Below are 18373 nucleotides of genomic sequence, written 5' to 3' on the forward strand. Positions count from 1 at the left end.
GAGGGAGCTTGCTCCCGCTGGGGCGCGAAGCGGCCCCAAAAATGGGACTGCTACGCAGTCCAGCGGGAGCAAGCTCCCTCGCCACAAGTCACTGGTTGTCTGCTCTAGCTCTTAACTGACTGGCATTAGGGCAAGCCCGGCTCCCACAGGGATCTCTACACGTCTGACGGTCTTTTAAAAGGCAAAGGCGCCATCAAACACCGGCTTGTCATCCAGCGCCAATACCCCACTGGCAAAGATCAGGTCCAGGTGATGACTGCCTTTCTGCCCGCCACCCAAGCCCAGGTGCAGCCCGCAGTGACGCTCTTCAAACCCGGCATTGCGCGCATACAGGTCCTTGACCCCTTCATTGGTGCCAATCCCCAACTCCTCCACGCGACGGTTGGACGGGTTGGCATTCAGGTACTTGTTGAAGTCATCTGCCAGCCCCGGCACTTCGCTGGCCACGCTGCAAACGGTGGAGTTCTCGATCCATAACTCCAGCGGCGATTGCAGCACGCCGTATTTGCGTGCAAAGGGGATGGTACTGAGGAAGGTGCCGACAAACCGCACCTGGCCGTTGATGGCTTCGCTGTGGGTGGCGATTTCGCCGGGCGCCAGGTCGTGGTTGCCGACGCCGTTGATATTGGTCCACTTCTTGATGCTGCTCATCGGCGCTTCCAGGCGCGAACCGTGTTTGTCGGTAAAACTCAGCACGTTGGCCTGGGCCATGCGCCGGATCAGTGTGGCGTTGAGGTCGGCGATGCGTTGGGGCTCGACGCTGAAGGTGTCGTAAAAATAGTCGCCGTAATCCTTGAACAGCAGGGATTTCTTCCAGTGCTCGGCCATCACGCCTTGCAGGGCGCGGATAAAGTCAGGGCCTTCGGCGCGTGGGTTGGGCAGCGTGGAGGAATCGTAGAGAAACAGGTACAGATCACAGGTTTGAATGGCCTTTGCCAGGGTGTCGCTGGGCGCCAGGTCCAGGCGTTGCAGTTGGAAGTTGAAGCGGGCGGCGCTGCCGTGGGTGATCGCCTGGGCGATGGCGTCATAGCGCTCGGTATGGCCCAGCAACACGGTGGGGCGGTTCAGGCCGTTGAGGGCCGGGTGGTGAGCAAGGTAGTAGAGAAAGTGTTCGACGGCGCGGGCCTTGTCCATGACGGGTGTCCTTCGGTGCCTTGGGTAAGGGGGCAGGCGCCGTGCACAGCGCCTGCCGGATGCCTGCCGGTTATTAGAAAGGCCACATCGCGGTGCCAAAAGGCACAACGGCATCGGCTTGCATCATTTCAACGGCGGCCTCATGGGTCGGCGCTTCAAACCAATCGTCGAGTTGCAGTTCGGTTTCCAGGTCGTTTTCCAGTGCTTGCATGGTGTATCTCCTAGAGGACGTTGATTGAGAACGGCTCACCCACGGGCTTCGCGGGCAAGTGGAAAGAACCTAGAAGAGAGTGTTTCGAAATGCAAAAAATTTATTGACACGGTTTCATTTGGATTTTTTCTTCTGTTTTTTGGCGGATTTTTTTATTCAGGCAAAACAGTGAATTGGCTGAAGCGATTCTTCAGACGTGGCCTTCCGACAGAATTCCGTTGAGGGCTGCCAAAGTCTGGCTGTAACGCAGGATTTCCGTGGTGTAACGATAGATTTACGCAACTGCCCTGCCGTTGTTGGGGGGCGCTCCGATGTAAGCATTAGCTGACAGAATTGCCTGTGCACTTTCCCGGTGCGTGCCGAAGCTGTCGAGCGGTGTACAATGCGCCGCGTTTTACTGTGACCCCCCTTGCGTACCCACGCAAAAGGCCAAGACCTCAGGGTTTGATCCCCCTGATCACTCCGCCTGGCCACGAGCCGGACGGGTTCGATTTCGTCACAGATAAAAACAAACAGGTGACGCATGACCATTAGAAAGACGCTGTACTCCTGGTGCCTGCGCTGGGGTTTGAGCGGCGCTGCTTGAGTCGGTAATTCAAGGCAGCAACCTGCATTCAACTCTTCAAACCTTGCGTGAGACCCTTTTCATGAGTGGACCCCATTCCTCTTCAGGCGAGCTGAAACGCGGCCTGAAAAATCGGCATATCCAGTTGATCGCCCTCGGTGGCGCCATCGGCACCGGCCTGTTCCTGGGCTCGGCCGGGGTGCTCAAATCCGCCGGCCCGTCGATGATCCTGGGCTATGCCATTTGCGGCTTTATCGCCTTCATGATCATGCGCCAGCTTGGCGAAATGATCGTCGAGGAGCCCGTCGCCGGCTCCTTCAGCCATTTTGCCCACAAGTACTGGGGCGGTTTCGCCGGTTTTCTGTCGGGCTGGAACTGCTGGATTCTGTACATTCTGGTGGGTATGTCGGAGCTGACGGCCGTCGGCAAGTACGTGCATTACTGGTGGCCGGAGATTCCGACCTGGGTCTCTGCGGCGGCCTTCTTCGTGCTGATCAACGTGATCAACCTGGCCAACGTCAAAGTCTTCGGTGAAGCCGAGTTCTGGTTCGCCATCATCAAGGTGGTGGCGATCGTCGGCATGATTGCCTTGGGCAGCTACCTGCTGGTCAGCGGCAGCGGCGGCCCGCAGGCCTCGGTCAGCAACCTGTGGGAGCATGGTGGTTTCTTCCCCCATGGCGTCGGCGGCTTGGTGATGGCCATGGCGATCATCATGTTCTCCTTCGGCGGCCTGGAAATGCTCGGCTTTACCGCTGCCGAAGCCGACCAGCCACGTACCGTGATCCCCAAGGCGATCAATCAGGTGATCTACCGCATCCTGATTTTCTACATCGGTGCCCTGGTAGTACTGCTGTCGCTCACACCGTGGGACAGCCTGCTGGCGACCCTCAACGCCTCCGGCGATGCCTACAGCGGTAGCCCGTTCGTGCAGGTGTTCTCGATGCTGGGCAGTAACACCGCCGCGCATATCCTCAACTTCGTGGTGCTGACCGCTGCGCTGTCGGTGTACAACAGCGGTACCTACTGCAACAGCCGCATGCTCTTGGGCATGGCCGAGCAGGGCGACGCGCCCAGGGCCCTGGCGAAGATCGACAAGCGCGGCGTGCCGGTGCGTTCGATCCTGGCCTCGGCGGCGATCACCCTGGTGGCGGTGCTGATGAACTACCTGATGCCCCATGACGCGCTGGAACTGCTGATGTCGCTGGTGGTGGCCACGTTGGTGATCAACTGGGCGATGATCAGTTTCTCCCACGTCAAGTTCCGCCAGCACATGAACCGCACCGGCCAGGTGCCGCTGTTCAAGGCGTTGTGGTATCCGTATGGAAACTACATCTGCCTGGCGTTCGTGGTGTTTATCCTGGTGATCATGCTGATGATGCCGGGGATTCAGGTGTCGGTATATGCGATCCCGGTGTGGGTAGCGTTCATGGCAGTGTGTTACTGGATCAAGAACAAGCGCACGGCGCGGCCGGCTATTGGCGCAACGGGTCCGGTTCTGGAGTAGGACTTTTCCCCTTGCAGAAAACCCGGCGCCCTGCCGGGTTTTTTGTGGGTATGGCAGGTTAGAATCGCCCCCTCTTTTTTCCGCATGCCCGGAGGCCCCGATGCAATACACCGACGTCGCCGATAGCGCCTTGCAGCGCGATGAGCTGGAAGACTTGATAGACCGGCACAGCGGCCCTTTGCGCTTGATCGGAGTAGATTTAAGTGGCGTCGACCTGTCGCGCATGGCACTGGACAACTGGGTGTTCGAGCGCTGCACACTGGTCCAGACCTCGTTTCTCGGTTCTCGACTGGAAGGGACTCAGTGGAAAAACTGCCGAGCCAGCCTCGCCATTTTCGAAGCGGCCAACCTGCTCGAGGCGCAATTCCACAGTTGCGATCTGAACAACACTCGTTGGCAGCGCAGCAAACTGTCCCAGGCGACTTTTACCCAGTGCAAGCTGACGGGCGCCAATTTCACCCATTGCGCGTCACTGGGGCTGAGCTTCAGCGAAACCCTGCTCAACAGTGCCTTTTTATCCGGGTTGTCGTTTGCTCGAAGTGTGCTCAAGAATCTGGATTTTTCCGACAGCGACTTGTCGGATACGGACTTTCGCAAGGCTGAACTGGTCGACTGCAGCCTCGCACATGCCCGCATCAACGGCGCTAATTTTGCGGGTGCCGACTTGCGCGGTGCAGATTTGAGCGGTTTTCGCCTCAATGATGCCAAACTGTTCAAAGGCGCCGTGATTTCCAAAGCCCAGGCGTCGATATTGTTGTCCGAGTTGGGCTTGTCCGTTGCCTAAGGTTTTGATTGATGCTGGAAATTTCCAACAATGTGCACCTGCCCGACGCCGAGATCGAGCTGACCGCCATTCGTGCCCAGGGTGCCGGTGGGCAGAACGTCAATAAGGTGTCGAGTGCGGTGCACCTGCGGTTTGATATTCCGGCCTCGTCGTTGCCGGAGTTTTACAAGGAGCGCCTGCTGGCGCTGCGTGACAGCCGGATCACCAGCGAAGGCGTGCTGGTGCTCAAGGCCCAGCAATATCGCACCCAGGAGCAGAACCGTGCCGATGCGCTGGAGCGCCTGGTGGAGTTGATCCAGAGCGCCACCAAGGTCGAGAAAAAGCGTCGTCCGACCAAGCCCACCCTGGGTTCGAAGAAACGCCGCCTGGAGTCCAAGACCAAGCGCGGCAGCATCAAGGCCGGGCGCGGCAAGGTCGACTTCTAGGCGTCGCGTGTTTCGCGGGCCTTAGGCGCCTGGCGGTACAGGTAGAAGCTCAGCAGCAAACCGGCGAAAGCTGCGAGGGCCGCGAACAGGAAGATTGAGGCAAAGCCAAAACCTGCCGCCACGGCGCCCGCCAGCGGCCCGGTGATGCCCAGGGACAAGTCGATAAACAGCGAATAGGCGCCCACCGCCGAACCTCGGCTGGAGGCCGGCACCAGGTTGACCGCCTCTACCCCCAGCGCCGGGAACACCAGGGAAAAGCCGAAACCGCTCAACGCCGCACCCGCCAACGCCAGTTGGGCATCCGGCGCCAGCCACAGCAACAGCAGGCCCAGTACTTCCACTGACAGGCAGGCGATTGCGACGCGAAAACCGCCAATGCGGTTGATCAAATTGCCAAACAGCAAGCGTGCGCCGATAAAACTGGCACCGAACAGGCTCAAGGCCCACACCGCGTTATCCCAGTGCTGGGTGCTGTAATACAACGTGATAAAGGTGGCGATGGTGCCAAAGCCGATGGAGCCCAGCGCTAGCGCGCAACCATGGGGCAGCACGCGGCCCAGCACGTTCATGAACGGCAAACGTACGCCGGGCACAATCGGCGCCGCTTGTTTTTTCCAGGCCAACAGCACACCCAGCACGGCCAACAGAATGATGCTGACGCCCATGCTCCACAGCCCAAAATGGCTGACCAGCAGCACCCCCAACGGCGCACCCACCGCCAGCGCGCCGTAGCTGGCAATGCCGTTCCAGGAAATAACCTTGGCCGTGTTCGCCGCGCCGACACGGCCAATGCCCCAGCCAATCGCGCCCGAACCCACCAGGCTTTCAGCGCTGCCCAGCACCAGCCGCCCGACCAGCAGGCAGCCGAGGCTCAGAGCCGGCAGGCTGGAAAACCACGCCGCAAACAACATGAACACGCCACTCAAACCGCAGCCCACCAAGCCGATCAGCACGGCGCGCTTGCTGCCCAGATTGTCGATGATCTTACCGGCATAGGGGCGGCTCAGCAGGGTTGCCAGGTATTGCACGCTGATCACCAGCCCGGCGATGACGGCGCCATAGCCCAACTGGCTATGGACATAGCCCGGTAGTACGGCCAGGGGGATGCCGATATTCAAGTAGCCGATGAAGGTAAACAGCACGATGGAAACGACTTGCAGCGTGACCGTCATGGGGCGCTGGGTATCTGGCATGGGAGAGATCCACTGTCGCAGCAGGTAAAGATAGGCTGCTAATGATACCGGTGCGCAAGCCGGGCAGGGCGGCAAAAATGTAAAACGTCAGATCTAAGGCAGATCAAGCTTGGGCGGGGGCCAGCAATTGGGTGGTCACCAGGGCCGCCAGGGCGTTTTCCTGGGTGCCGAAGCGCTTGAGCAGTGCTGCTTGCTTGTCGGCACTGAGGCGGTTCCAGACTTCGACCATCTGCAAGGCAGCGTCGAGTACAGCGGCGTCCGGCGTGTCGGAAGGGGAAGTGGTCATAGTGAAGGTCTCGGATAATTCAGGCAGTGTGGAAAGCGCTCAAAGGCGCGCTTTCCACACGGTCTGGTACGGCGTCAGTCTCGGCTTTCGCGCTCGACTGGTTTTGCTTCTTTGGCCTCAGGCTGCTTGTCGCTGGCCTGCTGCGGTGTTGGCTGCTCAGTTGGGTGCAGGCTTGGGAAGGGGAGATTAGGTATCTCGTGCATCGTGGTCGCTCCTCGCAAGGTCTGTTTTTTCAATCGCAGGTGATTCCGCGCTCTCAAAAAGCCTTGGCAGGATACAGCACCGTAAATGACAAAAAGACTTTTATCTCCACAGATGCACAATTTTTAATGGTTCAGGCGCAAGTGACATGAGGTCACACCCCTAGAACGGCACCTTGCCCAGGATCATGTCGCGGTACATCACAAAATCCCCCAGCAAGCTGTAGAACGGGTGCTGAAAGGTGGCGGGGCGGTTCTTTTCGAAGAAGAAGTGGCCAATCCAGGCAAAGCTGTAGCCTGCCAGGGGCAACGCCAGCAGCAGAACCAATGAGCCTCTGCCGATGGCGTACGCCAGAATGCCTATTACCAGGGTGGTGCCGATAAAGTGCAGGCGTCGGCAGGTGCTGTTGCCATGTTCGCTCAGGTAGTACGGGTAGAACTCGGCAAAACTGTTGAATTTCTTGATGTTTTCCACGGTCACCGGCCCTCTGGTTGCTGTGCCGCCAACGGGTGCGCGGCGGGGAGCTTATTTGAGTCTAGAGTGATCAGTGCTAACAGCCAGTGACAATAGATGCCACTTTAGTATCCTTGGCTTCCTGGCTGCCGTTTGAGCCTGCTTTCAACAAGAAGACGCCATGAGCGAACGAACAACTTCTGCAAGCTGGGCGATGGGCATCGTCAAGGCGCTGGAAATGGATGGCCTGGATTGCCGTGCCTTGTTCAAGCAACTGGGCCTGGACTACGCCGCCCTCAGTGACCCCGATGCGCGCTTCCCGCAAGACGCCATGACCCGCCTGTGGCAACGCGCGGTAGAGGTGTCGGGTAACCCGGCGATTGGCCTGAACATGGGCAAGGTGGTGCGCCCGGCCTCGTTTCACGTTGCCGGTTATGCGTTGATGTCCAGCAACACCCTGGCCGAAGGTTTTATGCGATTGGTGCGCTACCAGCGCATCATCGCCGAAAGCGCTGATTTGAGTTTTCGACTGTTACCCGAAGGCTATGCGTTGATTCTGACGGTGCATGGCGATCACCTGCCGCCGACCCGTCAAAGCGCCGAAGCCTCGCTGGCCAGCGCCCTGGCCCTGTGCGGCTGGCTCACCGGGCGCACCCTGCAGCCCCGCAAAGTGCTGCTGCAAGGCGAGCAGCCGGCGGACCTGGCGCCCTACCAACAGGCCTTTCATGCGCCTTTGCAATTCAATGCACCCTATGACGCGCTGATTTTCGAGCAGGCTGACATGGAGGCGCCGCTGCCCACGGCCAACGAAGCCATGGCGCTGTTGCATGATCGCTTTGCCGGTGAATACCTGGCGCGTTTTTCCGAAAGCCGCGTGACCCACAAGGCGCGTCAGGTGCTGTGCCGCCTGTTGCCTCAGGGCGAGCCCAAGCGCGAAGCCGTGGCCCAGACGTTGCACCTGTCCCAGCGCACCTTGCAGCGGCGGCTGCAGGAGGAGGGCACCAGCTTCCAGGCCTTGCTTGATGACACCCGGCGCGAACTGGCCGAGCAGTACCTGGCACAACCCAGCATGACCTTGCTGGAAATCGCTTACCTGCTGGGGTTTGCCGACCCGAGCAACTTTTTCCGCGCGTTTCGCCGCTGGTTCGATGCCACGCCCGGTGAATACCGGGCGCGCTTGCAGCAAACGTCGTCGGTCAGTGACGCCAGAACGCCGGAATGCACAACACAAACACGGTGATGATCTCCAGGCGCCCCAACAACATGCCCAGGGACAGGATCCACTTGGCGGCATCCGGCAGGGTGGCGAAGTTGCCGGCCGGGCCGATGGTTTCGCCCAGGCCGGGGCCCACGCCGGAAACGGTACTGGCGGCGCCGGTCAACGCGGTCATCCAGTCCACGCCTAGCAGCGACAGGGCCAGGGCGATCATGCAGATGGTGATGGCGAAGAAAAACGAAAAAGTCAGGATCGACCGCACAATCTCTTCATCGAGGCGATGGCCGTTGTACTTCTGCTTGATCACCGCGCGCGGATGGATCAACTGATTCAAGTTGGCCTTGAGCAGGATGTAGGCCACCTGGAAACGGAAGATTTTGATACCGCCCGCGGTGGAGCCCGAGCAGCCGCCGATAAAGCCCAGGTAGAAAAACAGCATCAGTGAGAAGTTGCCCCACAAGCTGTAGTCCCCCAGTGCAAAGCCGGTGGTGGTCACCACAGACGTCACGTTCAGCGCCACATGGCGCAAGGCATCGAGCCAATGCAGGTTGGTGGTCCACCAGTACCAGGTGCCGAGTACCAGCCAGGTCACCAGCAACAGGCCGAGCAAGCCTTGCACCTGCTGGTCCTTGATCAGCGCCCGACGGTTACCACGTAAAGTGGCAACGTACAGGGCGAACGGCAAGCTGCCCAGGATCATCACCACCACCGCGACCCAGTGCACCGCCGGTTGTTTCCAATGGGCCAGGGACTCGTCCGAGGTGGAAAACCCGCCCGTGGAAATCGCCGACATCGCATGGTTGATCGCATCGAACACGCCCATTCCGGCCCACCAGAAGGCCAGGCTGCCGAAGATAGTGATGCCCACATACGCCGCCACGATCAGGCGCGCCACCATGTGTGAACGAGGCATGACCTTTTCCGAGCGGTCCGAGGATTCGGTCTGGAACAGGCGCATGCCACCAATGCGCAGCAGCGGCAGGATCGCCACCGCCATGCCGATAAAGCCGATACCGCCGAGCCAGTGCAGCAGCGAACGCCACATCAAGATGCCCGGCGACATGCTGTCCAGCCCGCTCAACACGGTGGAGCCTGTGGCGGTGATGCCGGACATGCTTTCGAAGAACGAGTCGGTGTAGCTGATGTGCTGGGTCAGCAAAAAGGGCAGGGCCGCGAAGATGCACACCACCACCCAACTACTGACCGTCAGCAGGTACATGTCCCTGGGGCGCAGGTGCACGTGCTCTGGGCGACCAGGGATGACCAGCGCCAGGCCGGCGATAAAGGTAATCAGGCTGGCCCACAGGAACGAGGGCAGGTCGCTGGTGCGTTCGAAGATCACCAGGGTCGCCATCGGGATCACCATGGCGACCGCAAGGGTGATCAGGAAGATGCCGATGATGAAACCGATGATGCGCAGGGTCGGCAACGCCATGAAGTTCGCTCGGGTGATTGGGCAGAGGCGCCATTCTACCTGCGGTGCAGGTCTTGTAAACCAAGGGCTGCCGGTTGATGGAGAACCCCTGTGGGAGCTGGCCTGCCAGCCGGCGGATATCCACCTGACGCCCCGCAATCCAATGTGGGAGCTGGCTTGCCTGCGATGGCGGTGTGTCAGTTACAGATCAGTCGACTGAAGCACCGCCATCGCAGGCAAGCCAGCTCCCACAGGTATAACGGCGGCAGTTATTGCGCGCATGAAAAAGGCGACCCGCAGGTCGCCTCTTTCAACTGCGCTTGATCAGAACTCGTGATCAGCGCTGTCCGGGTTCAGGTCGCTGATGCCCAGCTTGCCGGCAGCAGCCTCGATCGAGCCGGTCTGCTTGACCAGGGCGGCAATCGAGTCACGCACGATCTGGTTGCCCTTTTCATTGTCGGCGGCGATCAACTGGTCGTAGTGCTCGCCGTTGTTGGCGTGGTCAACCATCACCTGGATCTTCGCTTCGGTGGCGGCCAGGTCAGCCTTGAGGGCTGCATCTGCTGCCGGGTCGGCCTTGGCCACCAGGGACGACAGGCTGGCGCCGGTCAGCTTGGTACCGTCAACACGGGTGTATTCGCCCAAGTAAACGTTACGGATGCCCTTGGCGTCGTAGAAGTGCGAGTTATGGGTGTTGTCGCTGAAGCAGTCTTGCTCGTCTTCTGGCGAGTTGGCTTCCAGGGACACTTTCATGCGCTCCCCGGCGAGTTCGCCCAGAGACAGGCTGCCCATGCCGAACAGCATTTTACGCAGGCCATCGGTCGCAGGTTCCGACTCCAGAGTGGCGCGGTAGTTGTCTTCGACGTTGGGCTTCCAGTTGCCGACCATTTCCTGCAGGTCGCTGACCAGCAGTTGGGTGACAGCGCGCAGGTAAGTGCGGCGACGCTCGTTGTGGCCGCCGGTTGCACCGTCACCGGTCATGTAGTCCGATGCCGGGCGGTTGCCCGCGCCTGGGCCGGTGCCGTTGAGGTCCTGGCCCCACAGCAGGAATTCGATGGCGTGGTAGCCGGTGGCGACGTTCGCTTCGGAACCGCCCAGTTCATTGAGGCTGGCGAGTTTTTCCGGAGTGATCTCCTTGACGTCAACCTTGTCTTCGCCGACCTGGATCTCGTTATTGGCGATGATATTGGCGTTCGCACCTGGGTTGCCCAGCGCGTGCTCGTAGGACTTGTCGACGTAGTCGATCAGGCCTTCGTCCAGGGGCCAGGCGTTCACCTGGCCTTCCCAGTCGTCGATGATGGTGTTGCCGAAGCGGAATACTTCGCTCTGCAGGTAGGGTACGCGTGCGGCGATCCACGCGGTACGGGCCGCTTTCAGGGTTTCGTCGTTCGGGTTGACGAGGAAGGTATCGATTGCGGTCTGCAGGGTTTTTGCGGTGGATTCGGCATCGCTGTACACCGCAAACACCATGTCTGCGTAGTGCGCGACCACGGCCTTGGCGGCCGCTTCGTCGACCTGGCCAGCCGGGGCAGCCGCCGGTGCGGTAGTGCTGGCGGCAGCGGGTGCCTGGGGCGCGGCGGCCTTGTCTTTACCTTCGCCGCAACCGGCGAGAGAAATGGCAATGGCCAGCAGACTGGCGGTGGCCAGGGGCATACGAATCATGGCGAACATCCTGCTTCGGTTGTTGAAAGGGCGCGCGGGGAGCGCAAACGCTGCGACATAATGCGAAAGATTTGCATTTTGTGTAAAGGCTTATACGCGGGAAATATTGAGTATCGAAGTGTAAATTCAAAGTCTCACGGCGTTATTGCGCTCGGACTGCTTCAGATAAGCCGTCAACTCCCGGGCCTGCAGCGGTTTGCTGTAGTGATAACCCTGCCCCTCATGGCACCCCTCGGAGATGATGTAGGCCTCCTGTTCGGCAGTCTCCACGCCTTCGGCAATCACCTGCATGCCCAGGCTTTTGCCCAATTGGATAATGGCGCGCACGATGGTGGCGTCATCGTCGTCGTCCTGCAGGTCCTGGACGAAGCTCTTGTCGATTTTGATCTTGTCCAGGGGCAGGCTCTTGAGGTAACTCAAGGATGAGTAGCCGGTGCCGAAGTCATCAATGGCGATCAGCGCGCCGGAGCGACGCAGGCTCAGCAGGTGCTGGGCGGCGGTGCTGATGTCTTCCATCAGGCCGGTCTCGGTCACTTCCAGCTCCAGGCTGCGGGGCGGCAGGCGATAGATCTGCATCAGGTTGTTGACCACCCGCGGCAACTCGGTGTGGTGCAGTTGCACGGTGGACAGGTTGACGGCCATGCGCAGCGCGGTGAAACCCTGGTCATGCCATTCGCGCAGTTGCCGACACGCCTGGTCCAGCACCCATTCGCCGATGGGAATGATGGTGCCGTTCTGTTCCGCCAACGGAATGAACAAGTCCGGCGGTACCAGCCCATGTTCCGGGTGTTGCCAACGCAGCAGCGCTTCCACACCGACCACGTGATGGTCGAGATAGCTGATTTGTGGTTGGTACACCAAGTGAAACTGCTCGCGGCCCAAGGCGTCTCGCAAGTCTTTCTCCAGTTCACGACGCCGGCGCATTTCGCTGTCGACGCTGGCGATATAAAACTGATAGCGGTTGCGCGAGCGGCTCTTGGCCAGGGTCATGGTCTGCTCGGCTTTCTGGAGCAACTTCTCGGTGCTGTCGCCATCTTCCGGGAACAGCGTGATGCCGATAGTGGCGCGCAGGCGGATCAGGTCATGCTCAAGGGCGAACTCTGCTTCCAGGTCATCAAGGATGCTTTGCGCCAGTTCGGCGGCTTCGTAGGGCTGGTCGATATCGGCTTGCACCAGGGCGAACTGGTCGCCGCCCAGGCGGGCGAGCGTGCCCAGGTGGCCACTATGGGCGCGCAAGCGATCAGCCAGCGCCAACAAGAGTTTGTCGCCGGCCTGGTAGGTGAATTGCTCGTTGACGCTCTTGAAATCATCCAGCCCCACGCACAACACCGCGACACGGCGTTGCCGGCGGCCGGCGTCCGTGAGGATTTTGTCCAGTTGCGCCTGCAACTTCTGGCGGTTCGGCAGGCCGGTCAGGAAGTCGTATTGGGCCATGCGCAACAGGCTCGATTCGGCCTCGTGGCGCAGGTGGGTATTGCGCTCGATGGATTCGAGCAATTGGTTGGCGGTGTTTATCCACTGCCCCAGTTCGTTGCGTTCGTGGCCCTTGAGCTGAGGGATCTTGTGCTCGCTGGGGCGGTCCGGGTTGATCGAGGTCAGGTGCTCGATCATCCGCGACAGCGGTTTGGTGAGCATCCAGTGATACACCAGGTACAGCACCAGCCCCATGACCAGGGCGCGCAATACGCCCGAGATAAAAATGATGACCGAGCTGACCAGAAAACTTCGACCATAGGTGGCGGTGTCGAGGGTGATGCTCAGGTCGCCGTAATATTCGCTGTAGGGGCCCTTGCCCACCAACGCAGTAGTAAAGGAGCGTTCCTGGCCAAGAATCAGGTCGGTCAACCAGCGGCTGGGCGACTGCTGTAAAGGACGGCTTTTTTCCGCCAGCATGGTCTCGTTGGGGTGCCCGATGGAAGCCATGCGCACAGCGTCGTCCTGGAACAGACCTTCGATCACCTGCATGCCCATCTCGCGATCCAGGCTGTACACGGCCTGGGTCGAGGGGTCGCGAAACATGTCGAGGATGCGCTGGGCATCGCCCGCCACGGCCTGGCGCGTTTTGTAGGCATCAAAAACGATCTGCGCCACGCTCAGCGCCACACCCACGATCAATGCCGACAGCAGCACAACCCGTAGCAACTTCACCGACAAGCTGTTCTTGAGTTCCAGCTTCAAAGGGGCATTCCTTGTCTCATGCGGGTGGCCGTCAATATGCCATGAGTATTGGCAATCTGGTGATGGCAGTCAAAGGGACATTCGGGCTTGAGATTAATTGAGGGGGGCTGGATAAACGTGGAGGGATACCCGCTTATGTCAGGACGTTTGAGGCGTGGGCAAAGGGCCGGGCGTGGGCTGGACGTCGGGCAGAGAAGAAGAAGGCGGAACAGATCCGCCCTCTGTTTGGCGACGCTCTCAAAAATTGATCTTACCCTCTGGCTGTTGCTCTTCCCCTCCGACCTTTGACTGTTCACCCGCTATGTCTACGAGTTTGCCCGTCAAGTCCAGTGCGCTTTTCGCCAGGTCCATTCCCTTCTCAAGAAGACCGGATAACATTGGCACTGCACCCGCGGCCGTTGAAATAGGATCCATTGTCATTCTCCACATTGATTCAGGAGGTTTATTCCTCCTGGCGTTTGTGTGGTGAATAGTTACCGTTGGGTTCCGGGATTTCTGGCATGGCAATCAGGGCGCCCATGAAAAAGCCCGGCAATCGCCGGGCTCTTTTTACTGCAAGCGTCGCTTAGGCAGTGAAGGTCTTGCCTTCGAACTGCTCAGCCACGAACTTCCAGTTGACCAGGTTCCAGAACGCTTCTACATACTTTGGACGCACGTTGCGGTAGTCGATGTAGTAGGCGTGTTCCCAGACGTCGCAGGTCAGCAGCGGGGTGTCGCCGTTGGTCAGCGGGTTGCCGGCGCCGATAGTGCTGGCCAGGGCCAGGGAACCGTCAGCTTTTTTCACCAGCCAGCCCCAACCGGAACCGAAGGTGCCGACCGAAGTCTTGGTGAACTCTTCCTTGAACTTGTCGAACGAACCGAACGCAGCGTTGATGGCTTCAGCCAGTGCGCCGGTTGGTTGGCCGCCGGCGTTCGGCGCCAGGCAGTTCCAGTAGAAAGTGTGGTTCCAGACCTGAGCGGCGTTGTTGAAGATGCCACCCGAGGAAGACTTGACGATCTCTTCCAGGGTCTTGCCTTCGAACTCGGTGCCAGGCACCAGGTTGTTCAGGTTCACGACATAGGTGTTGTGGTGCTTGTCGTGGTGGTATTCCAAGGTTTCCTTGGAGATGTGCGGCTGCAGGGCATCGTGTGCGTAGGGCAGCGGCGGCAATTCGAAAGCCATGATGATTCTCCTAATCAGGTCAGTTGCGGTGAGCGCAAGGCCGATCACGGGCGGCCAAACATGCGCCGGGGAGTTTGTACTCTTTGCGGCGCAGGGGGCCGATCATAGCACCGGGGGTGCGGCATAACCACGCAACAACTGTGTGGGATAGAGGTTCCAGAGCGTTTTGGAATATTGCTCAGGCGCTGATCAGTTGATAGGCCACCGAGAACATCATCGCGGCCACCAGCAGGTCCAGCAGGCGCCAGGTGGCCGGGCGTGCCAGCCAGGGTGCCAACCATGCCGCACCCAGCGCCAGGGTGGCGAACCACAGGAACGATGCACTGGCTGCACCGGCTACGTAGGCACCGGGTTCGGTTTGTTGCGCGCCCAGGGAGCCGATCAGCAGGACGGTGTCCAGGTAGACATGGGGGTTGAGCAAGGTGACCGCCAAAGCGCTCAGCAGCACGGCGCGCATTGAGCGTGTCTTGAGGCTGTCGCTTTGGTCCAGGCTCTGTTTCGAGCAGGCCCTGCGTAGCGCGCATGCGCCGTACCAGAGCAAGAACGCTGCCCCGCCCCAGCGTGCCACCGCCAGCAGTATCGGGCTCTGCGCCAGCACGGTGGCCAGCCCGAATACCCCAGCGGCCACTAGCAGTGCGTCGCAGATCACACACAACGCCGCCACGGGTAAGTGGTGTTCGCGGCGCAGGCTCTGCGCGAGTACGAATGCATTTTGGCTGCCGATTGCCATGATCAACCCGAGGGCCACCAGCAAACCGTTCATATAGCTTTGCCACATAGAAGGAGATCCTTGTTGATGCTCAAACGATGCTGGCTATGGTGCGGGTCGGGGCTGTATAAGAAAAACCAATATTGCTGATCGCTCATTAGAGAAACTGATGTTCGACTATAAATTGCTTTCCGCCTTGGCGGCGGTGGTGGAACAAGCCGGCTTTGAGCGCGGTGCCCAGGTGTTGGGGCTGTCGCAATCAGCCATCTCCCAACGCATCAAGCTATTGGAGGCGCGCGTCGGCCAGCCGGTGTTGATACGGGCCTCGCCGCCAACGCCCACCGATATCGGTCGGCGCCTGCTCAACCATGTGCAGCAGGTGCGTTTGCTGGAGCGTGACCTGCAAAGCCAGGTGCCGGCCCTGGACGAGGAGGGCACGCCTGAGCGCCTGCGCATTGCCCTGAATGCCGACAGCCTCGCCACTTGGTGGGCCGAGGCAGTCAGCGACTTCTGCGCCGAACAGCACGTGTTGCTGGACCTGGTGGTCGAAGACCAGACCGTGGGCCTCAAGCGCATGCGCGCCGGTGAAGTGGCGGCCTGCATTTGTGCCAGCGAGCGTCCTGTGGCCGGTGCTCGCAGCCTGTTGCTGGGCGCCATGCGTTATCGGGCGCTGGCCAGCCCGGCCTTTCTGGCGCGGCATTTTCCTGGAGGCGTGCGGGCCGACCAATTGGCGCGCACGCCTGCGCTGGTGTTCGGCCCGGATGATTTCCTGCAGCACCGCTACCTGGCGTCCCTTGGCGTGGACGGTGGTTTCGAACACCATCTATGCCCGTCATCCGAAGGTTTTATCCGCCTGACGGAAGCCGGCTTGGGGTGGGGCCTGGTGCCTGAATTGCAGGTGCGCGACCAGTTGGAAACCGGTGTATTGGTCGAGTTATTGCCAGATAAGCCCATCGATGTGCCGCTGTACTGGCATCATTGGCGCAGTGGCGGGCAACTGTTGGGCTTGTTGACCGACCATCTGGCCGATGTGTGTGGTCATTGGTTGGTGCCGTTGGAGTGATGGCGCGCGTCAAGGCAAGAGCGATGAAAAATGAAAGAACACGGAGTACGACATGAAAATTCTGGTCACCGGCGCAAGCGGCTTCATTGGCGGGCGCTTTGCGCGCTTCGCCCTTGAGCAGGGCCTGGACGTGCGGGTCAACGGGCGGCGCGCCGAGGGTGTGGAACACCTGGTGCGGCGCGGTGCCGAGTTCATCCAGGGTGATTTGAATGATGCCGACCTTGTGCGCGACCTGTGCCGCGATGTCGAAGCCGTGGTGCATTGCGCCGGCGCCGTCGGGCTGTGGGGCAAGTACCAGGACTTCCACCAGAACAACGTATTGGTCACCGAAAACGTCGTCGAAGCCTGCCTGAAACAGCGCGTGGGGCGCCTGGTGCACCTGTCGTCGCCGTCGATCTATTTTGACGGTCGCGATCACCTTGGGCTCACCGAAGAGCAAGTGCCCAAGCGTTTCAAGCATCCCTATGCCGCTACCAAGTACCTGGCCGAGCAGAAGGTGTTCGGCGCCCAGGAGTTCGGCCTGCAAGTGATAGCCCTGCGCCCACGCTTTGTCACCGGGGCCGGCGATATGAGTATCTTCCCGCGCTTGCTGAAAATGCAGCGCAAGAACCGTCTGGCGATCGTCGGCGACGGTTTGAACAAAGTCGACTTCACCAGCGTGCACAACCTCAACGAGGCGCTGCTCAGCAGTTTGCTCGCCACCGGCTCGGCCCTGGGCAAAGCCTACAACATCAGCAATGGCGCACCGGTGCCGATCTGGGATGTGGTGAACTACGTGATGCGGCAGATGGAGCTGCCCCAAGTGACCCGCTATCGATCCTACGGTTTGTCCTACAGCGTGGCGGCGTTGAACGAGGCATTCTGCGCGATGTGGCCGGGGCGGCCGGAACCGGCGTTATCGCGTCTGGGCATGCAAGTGATGAATAAAAACTTCACCCTCGACATCAGTCGCGCCAGGCATTATCTCGACTACGAGCCCAAGTTCAGCCTGTGGGCCGCGCTCGACGAGTTCTGCAGTTGGTGGAAAGCCCAGGACCCGGGCCGCCAATAACCTCATAAGCAGCAACACTTCGGGAACCCCATTCCAGGTTCCGAGTCGATCCATGCGCCGGGAGTGCGGTTTATACTCCTGCCGCTCGGCTTTACAGCCAGCCATCTCATTGATTCAGGGTAGATTCATGCGTAACGATGCTAAAGACGACTTCGACAACGTTCCCAGCCTGCGGGCCGACCTTGGGGATGACGATGATTTCGTGCCGACCCCCGCGACGTCGGTGCGTTCGCGAACGACGCCCGTGGTCAAGGTCAAGAGCGCCAGCACTGGCCCGTTGTGGGCACTGGTCGGTGCGCTGTTGATCGCCTTTGCGGGCCTGGCCTGGTGGAGCTTCCAGCAGATTTCCCTGATGGGCCAGCAGTTGGTTGCCACCCAGGAAAGCTTTGCCCGCATCAGCGAGGAAGCGGCAGGACGGCTACAGGCGATTTCCGGCAAGGTCGTGGCCAGCGAAGCGAATGTGAACAACGGCAGCGAAGCCTTGAAGCTGCAGATCAAGCAACTGGAAGCCCAGTTGCAGGAGCAGGGCAAGCAACAGTTGGGCGTCGCCGGTCAAACCACCGAACTGGACAGCCGCCTGGCCCAGATGAGCGCCAGCAACACCGAGCTGGCAGCGGCCAATACCAAACTGCAAGGCCAGGTGCAGGCCCTCACTGACGCGGTCGCCAGCCTCACGGCAGCACAGGCCGAGAGCAAGGGCCTGGCCAACGATGTGGCGGCCTTGAAGAAACAAGGCAACCCAAGCGCGGCCATCGCCCGCCTCGAGCAGGACGTGCTGGTGCTCAAGAGCGCCCAGGAAAACCAGCCGGCCAATATCGACGCGCCGACCAACAAGGAATTCGACGTGTTCCGCATCCAGACCACGCGCAATATCACCACCTTGCAGAGCCAGGTGCAGAACTTGAATCAGCGTCTCAATGCGCCTGCTGCGGTCACCCCACTGGGTCAATGAACTCAAAATCATCCTCTGTAGGAGCGAGCTTGCTCGCGAAAAACGTTAACGATCACGCAGGTTCCCTGGAATAAACGCGGCGCTTGTGAGCTTTTCGCGAGCAAGCTCGCTCCTACATTAAGGTGTTGATTGTCACCACTCGGTGACATTTCTTTTCCCCTTCGTTACTTGCCCCTGCCGTGCCCTTGTTTAGACTCCGGTCATCCCAAA

General features: G+C 60.1%; 17 protein-coding genes. 7 read left to right on the top strand and 10 right to left on the bottom strand.

The window, feature by feature from the left end; translation table 11 throughout:
- Positions 1–174 precede the first annotated feature (174 nt).
- Together APH41_RS07335 and APH41_RS29020 are read right to left on the bottom strand one after the other, a co-directional pair.
- A complete protein-coding gene (locus APH41_RS07335) occupies positions 175–1134 on the bottom strand; it encodes a hypothetical protein (protein ID WP_054896691.1) in 960 nt (319 codons plus the stop codon).
- Positions 1135–1207: 73 nt separating this feature from the next.
- The gene (locus APH41_RS29020) at positions 1208–1345 is read right to left on the bottom strand and encodes a hypothetical protein (RefSeq protein ID WP_003175756.1); all 138 of its coding nucleotides are present in this window, start codon (positions 1343–1345) and stop codon (positions 1208–1210) included.
- 647 nt (positions 1346–1992) lie between these two features.
- Here APH41_RS29020 and APH41_RS07345 point away from each other — a divergent pair.
- The 3 genes from APH41_RS07345 (at position 1993) to arfB (ending at position 4623) form a co-directional block, all read left to right on the top strand.
- Positions 1993–3414 carry an amino acid permease gene (locus tag APH41_RS07345; RefSeq protein ID WP_034128538.1) on the top strand — a complete coding sequence of 474 codons (1422 nt, stop codon included), beginning with the start codon at positions 1993–1995 and terminating at the stop codon, positions 3412–3414.
- Between the two features lie 100 nt (positions 3415–3514).
- Entirely contained in the window at positions 3515–4198 is a 684-nt protein-coding gene (locus APH41_RS07350; protein WP_054918208.1) for a pentapeptide repeat-containing protein, read from the top strand.
- Between the two features lie 11 nt (positions 4199–4209).
- The gene (gene arfB / locus APH41_RS07355; RefSeq protein WP_034128536.1) at positions 4210–4623 is read left to right on the top strand and encodes an alternative ribosome rescue aminoacyl-tRNA hydrolase ArfB; all 414 of its coding nucleotides are present in this window, start codon (positions 4210–4212) and stop codon (positions 4621–4623) included.
- Here arfB and APH41_RS07360 read toward each other — a convergent pair.
- The 3 genes from APH41_RS07360 to APH41_RS07370 form a co-directional block, all read right to left on the bottom strand.
- Positions 4620–5816, bottom strand: a complete 1197-nt coding sequence (locus APH41_RS07360) for an MFS transporter (protein ID WP_054896694.1) — start codon at positions 5814–5816, stop codon at positions 4620–4622. The genes arfB and APH41_RS07360 overlap by 4 nt on opposite strands.
- A gap of 103 nt (positions 5817–5919) precedes the next feature.
- Positions 5920–6102 (bottom strand): hypothetical protein, encoded by a 183-nt coding sequence (locus tag APH41_RS07365; RefSeq protein ID WP_054918213.1) that lies wholly within the window; start codon positions 6100–6102, stop codon positions 5920–5922.
- A 363-nt stretch (positions 6103–6465) separates the two neighbouring features.
- On the bottom strand, positions 6466–6777 hold the full coding sequence (locus APH41_RS07370; protein WP_034128574.1) for a DUF962 domain-containing protein: 312 nt from the start codon (positions 6775–6777) through the stop codon (positions 6466–6468).
- A 160-nt stretch (positions 6778–6937) separates the two neighbouring features.
- Between APH41_RS07370 and APH41_RS07375 the strand changes: the two genes are divergently transcribed.
- On the top strand, positions 6938–7996 hold the full coding sequence (locus tag APH41_RS07375; protein WP_054896696.1) for an AraC family transcriptional regulator: 1059 nt from the start codon (positions 6938–6940) through the stop codon (positions 7994–7996).
- On the opposite strand, the gene APH41_RS07380 is transcribed toward APH41_RS07375, so the two are convergent.
- The 5 genes from APH41_RS07380 to APH41_RS07405 form a co-directional block, all read right to left on the bottom strand.
- Complete coding sequence (locus APH41_RS07380; RefSeq protein WP_003193780.1) at positions 7953–9407, bottom strand: TrkH family potassium uptake protein; 1455 nt, start codon at positions 9405–9407, stop codon at positions 7953–7955. The genes APH41_RS07375 and APH41_RS07380 overlap by 44 nt on opposite strands.
- 303 nt (positions 9408–9710) lie before the next feature.
- Entirely contained in the window at positions 9711–11048 is a 1338-nt protein-coding gene (locus tag APH41_RS07385; RefSeq protein ID WP_054918215.1) for an imelysin family protein, read from the bottom strand.
- A 126-nt stretch (positions 11049–11174) separates the two neighbouring features.
- Positions 11175–13226 (bottom strand): bifunctional diguanylate cyclase/phosphodiesterase, encoded by a 2052-nt coding sequence (locus tag APH41_RS07390; protein ID WP_054918219.1) that lies wholly within the window; start codon positions 13224–13226, stop codon positions 11175–11177.
- Positions 13227–13791: 565 nt separating this feature from the next.
- Positions 13792–14388, bottom strand: a complete 597-nt coding sequence (locus APH41_RS07400) for a superoxide dismutase (RefSeq protein WP_003175739.1) — start codon at positions 14386–14388, stop codon at positions 13792–13794.
- Positions 14389–14566: 178 nt separating this feature from the next.
- Positions 14567–15166: a LysE/ArgO family amino acid transporter gene (locus tag APH41_RS07405; protein WP_054918224.1), complete on the bottom strand. Its 600-nt coding sequence runs from the start codon at positions 15164–15166 to the stop codon at positions 14567–14569.
- Between the two features lie 100 nt (positions 15167–15266).
- Between APH41_RS07405 and APH41_RS07410 the strand changes: the two genes are divergently transcribed.
- The 3 genes from APH41_RS07410 (at position 15267) to APH41_RS07420 (ending at position 18163) form a co-directional block, all read left to right on the top strand.
- Complete coding sequence (locus APH41_RS07410) at positions 15267–16160, top strand: LysR family transcriptional regulator ArgP (protein WP_054918225.1); 894 nt, start codon at positions 15267–15269, stop codon at positions 16158–16160.
- Positions 16161–16212: 52 nt separating this feature from the next.
- Positions 16213–17211, top strand: coding sequence for an NAD(P)-dependent oxidoreductase (locus APH41_RS07415; protein ID WP_054918226.1), 999 nt, complete (start codon positions 16213–16215; stop codon positions 17209–17211).
- Positions 17212–17338: 127 nt separating this feature from the next.
- Positions 17339–18163 carry a hypothetical protein gene (locus tag APH41_RS07420; protein WP_054918227.1) on the top strand — a complete coding sequence of 275 codons (825 nt, stop codon included), beginning with the start codon at positions 17339–17341 and terminating at the stop codon, positions 18161–18163.
- Positions 18164–18373 lie beyond the last annotated feature (210 nt).

The organism is Pseudomonas sp. NBRC 111138, assembly GCF_001320835.1.
Lineage (GTDB): Bacteria > Pseudomonadota > Gammaproteobacteria > Pseudomonadales > Pseudomonadaceae > Aquipseudomonas > Aquipseudomonas paracarnis.

Excerpts from the sequence above, each read along its gene's own strand:
- APH41_RS07335 (WP_054896691.1), bottom strand. The coding sequence starts at position 1,134 with ATGGACAAGGCCCGCGCCGTCGAACACTTTCTCTACTACCTTGCTCAC.
- APH41_RS29020 (WP_003175756.1), bottom strand. The coding sequence starts at position 1,345 with ATGCAAGCACTGGAAAACGACCTGGAAACCGAACTGCAACTCGACGAT.
- APH41_RS07345 (WP_034128538.1), top strand. The coding sequence starts at position 1,993 with ATGAGTGGACCCCATTCCTCTTCAGGCGAGCTGAAACGCGGCCTGAAA.
- APH41_RS07350 (WP_054918208.1), top strand. The coding sequence starts at position 3,515 with ATGCAATACACCGACGTCGCCGATAGCGCCTTGCAGCGCGATGAGCTG.
- arfB (WP_034128536.1), top strand. The coding sequence starts at position 4,210 with ATGCTGGAAATTTCCAACAATGTGCACCTGCCCGACGCCGAGATCGAG.
- APH41_RS07360 (WP_054896694.1), bottom strand. The coding sequence starts at position 5,816 with ATGCCAGATACCCAGCGCCCCATGACGGTCACGCTGCAAGTCGTTTCC.
- APH41_RS07365 (WP_054918213.1), bottom strand. The coding sequence starts at position 6,102 with ATGACCACTTCCCCTTCCGACACGCCGGACGCCGCTGTACTCGACGCT.
- APH41_RS07375 (WP_054896696.1), top strand. The coding sequence starts at position 6,938 with ATGAGCGAACGAACAACTTCTGCAAGCTGGGCGATGGGCATCGTCAAG.
- APH41_RS07380 (WP_003193780.1), bottom strand. The coding sequence starts at position 9,407 with ATGGCGTTGCCGACCCTGCGCATCATCGGTTTCATCATCGGCATCTTC.
- APH41_RS07385 (WP_054918215.1), bottom strand. The coding sequence starts at position 11,048 with ATGATTCGTATGCCCCTGGCCACCGCCAGTCTGCTGGCCATTGCCATT.
- APH41_RS07400 (WP_003175739.1), bottom strand. The coding sequence starts at position 14,388 with ATGGCTTTCGAATTGCCGCCGCTGCCCTACGCACACGATGCCCTGCAG.
- APH41_RS07405 (WP_054918224.1), bottom strand. The coding sequence starts at position 15,166 with ATGTGGCAAAGCTATATGAACGGTTTGCTGGTGGCCCTCGGGTTGATC.
- APH41_RS07410 (WP_054918225.1), top strand. The coding sequence starts at position 15,267 with ATGTTCGACTATAAATTGCTTTCCGCCTTGGCGGCGGTGGTGGAACAA.
- APH41_RS07415 (WP_054918226.1), top strand. The coding sequence starts at position 16,213 with ATGAAAATTCTGGTCACCGGCGCAAGCGGCTTCATTGGCGGGCGCTTT.
- APH41_RS07420 (WP_054918227.1), top strand. The coding sequence starts at position 17,339 with ATGCGTAACGATGCTAAAGACGACTTCGACAACGTTCCCAGCCTGCGG.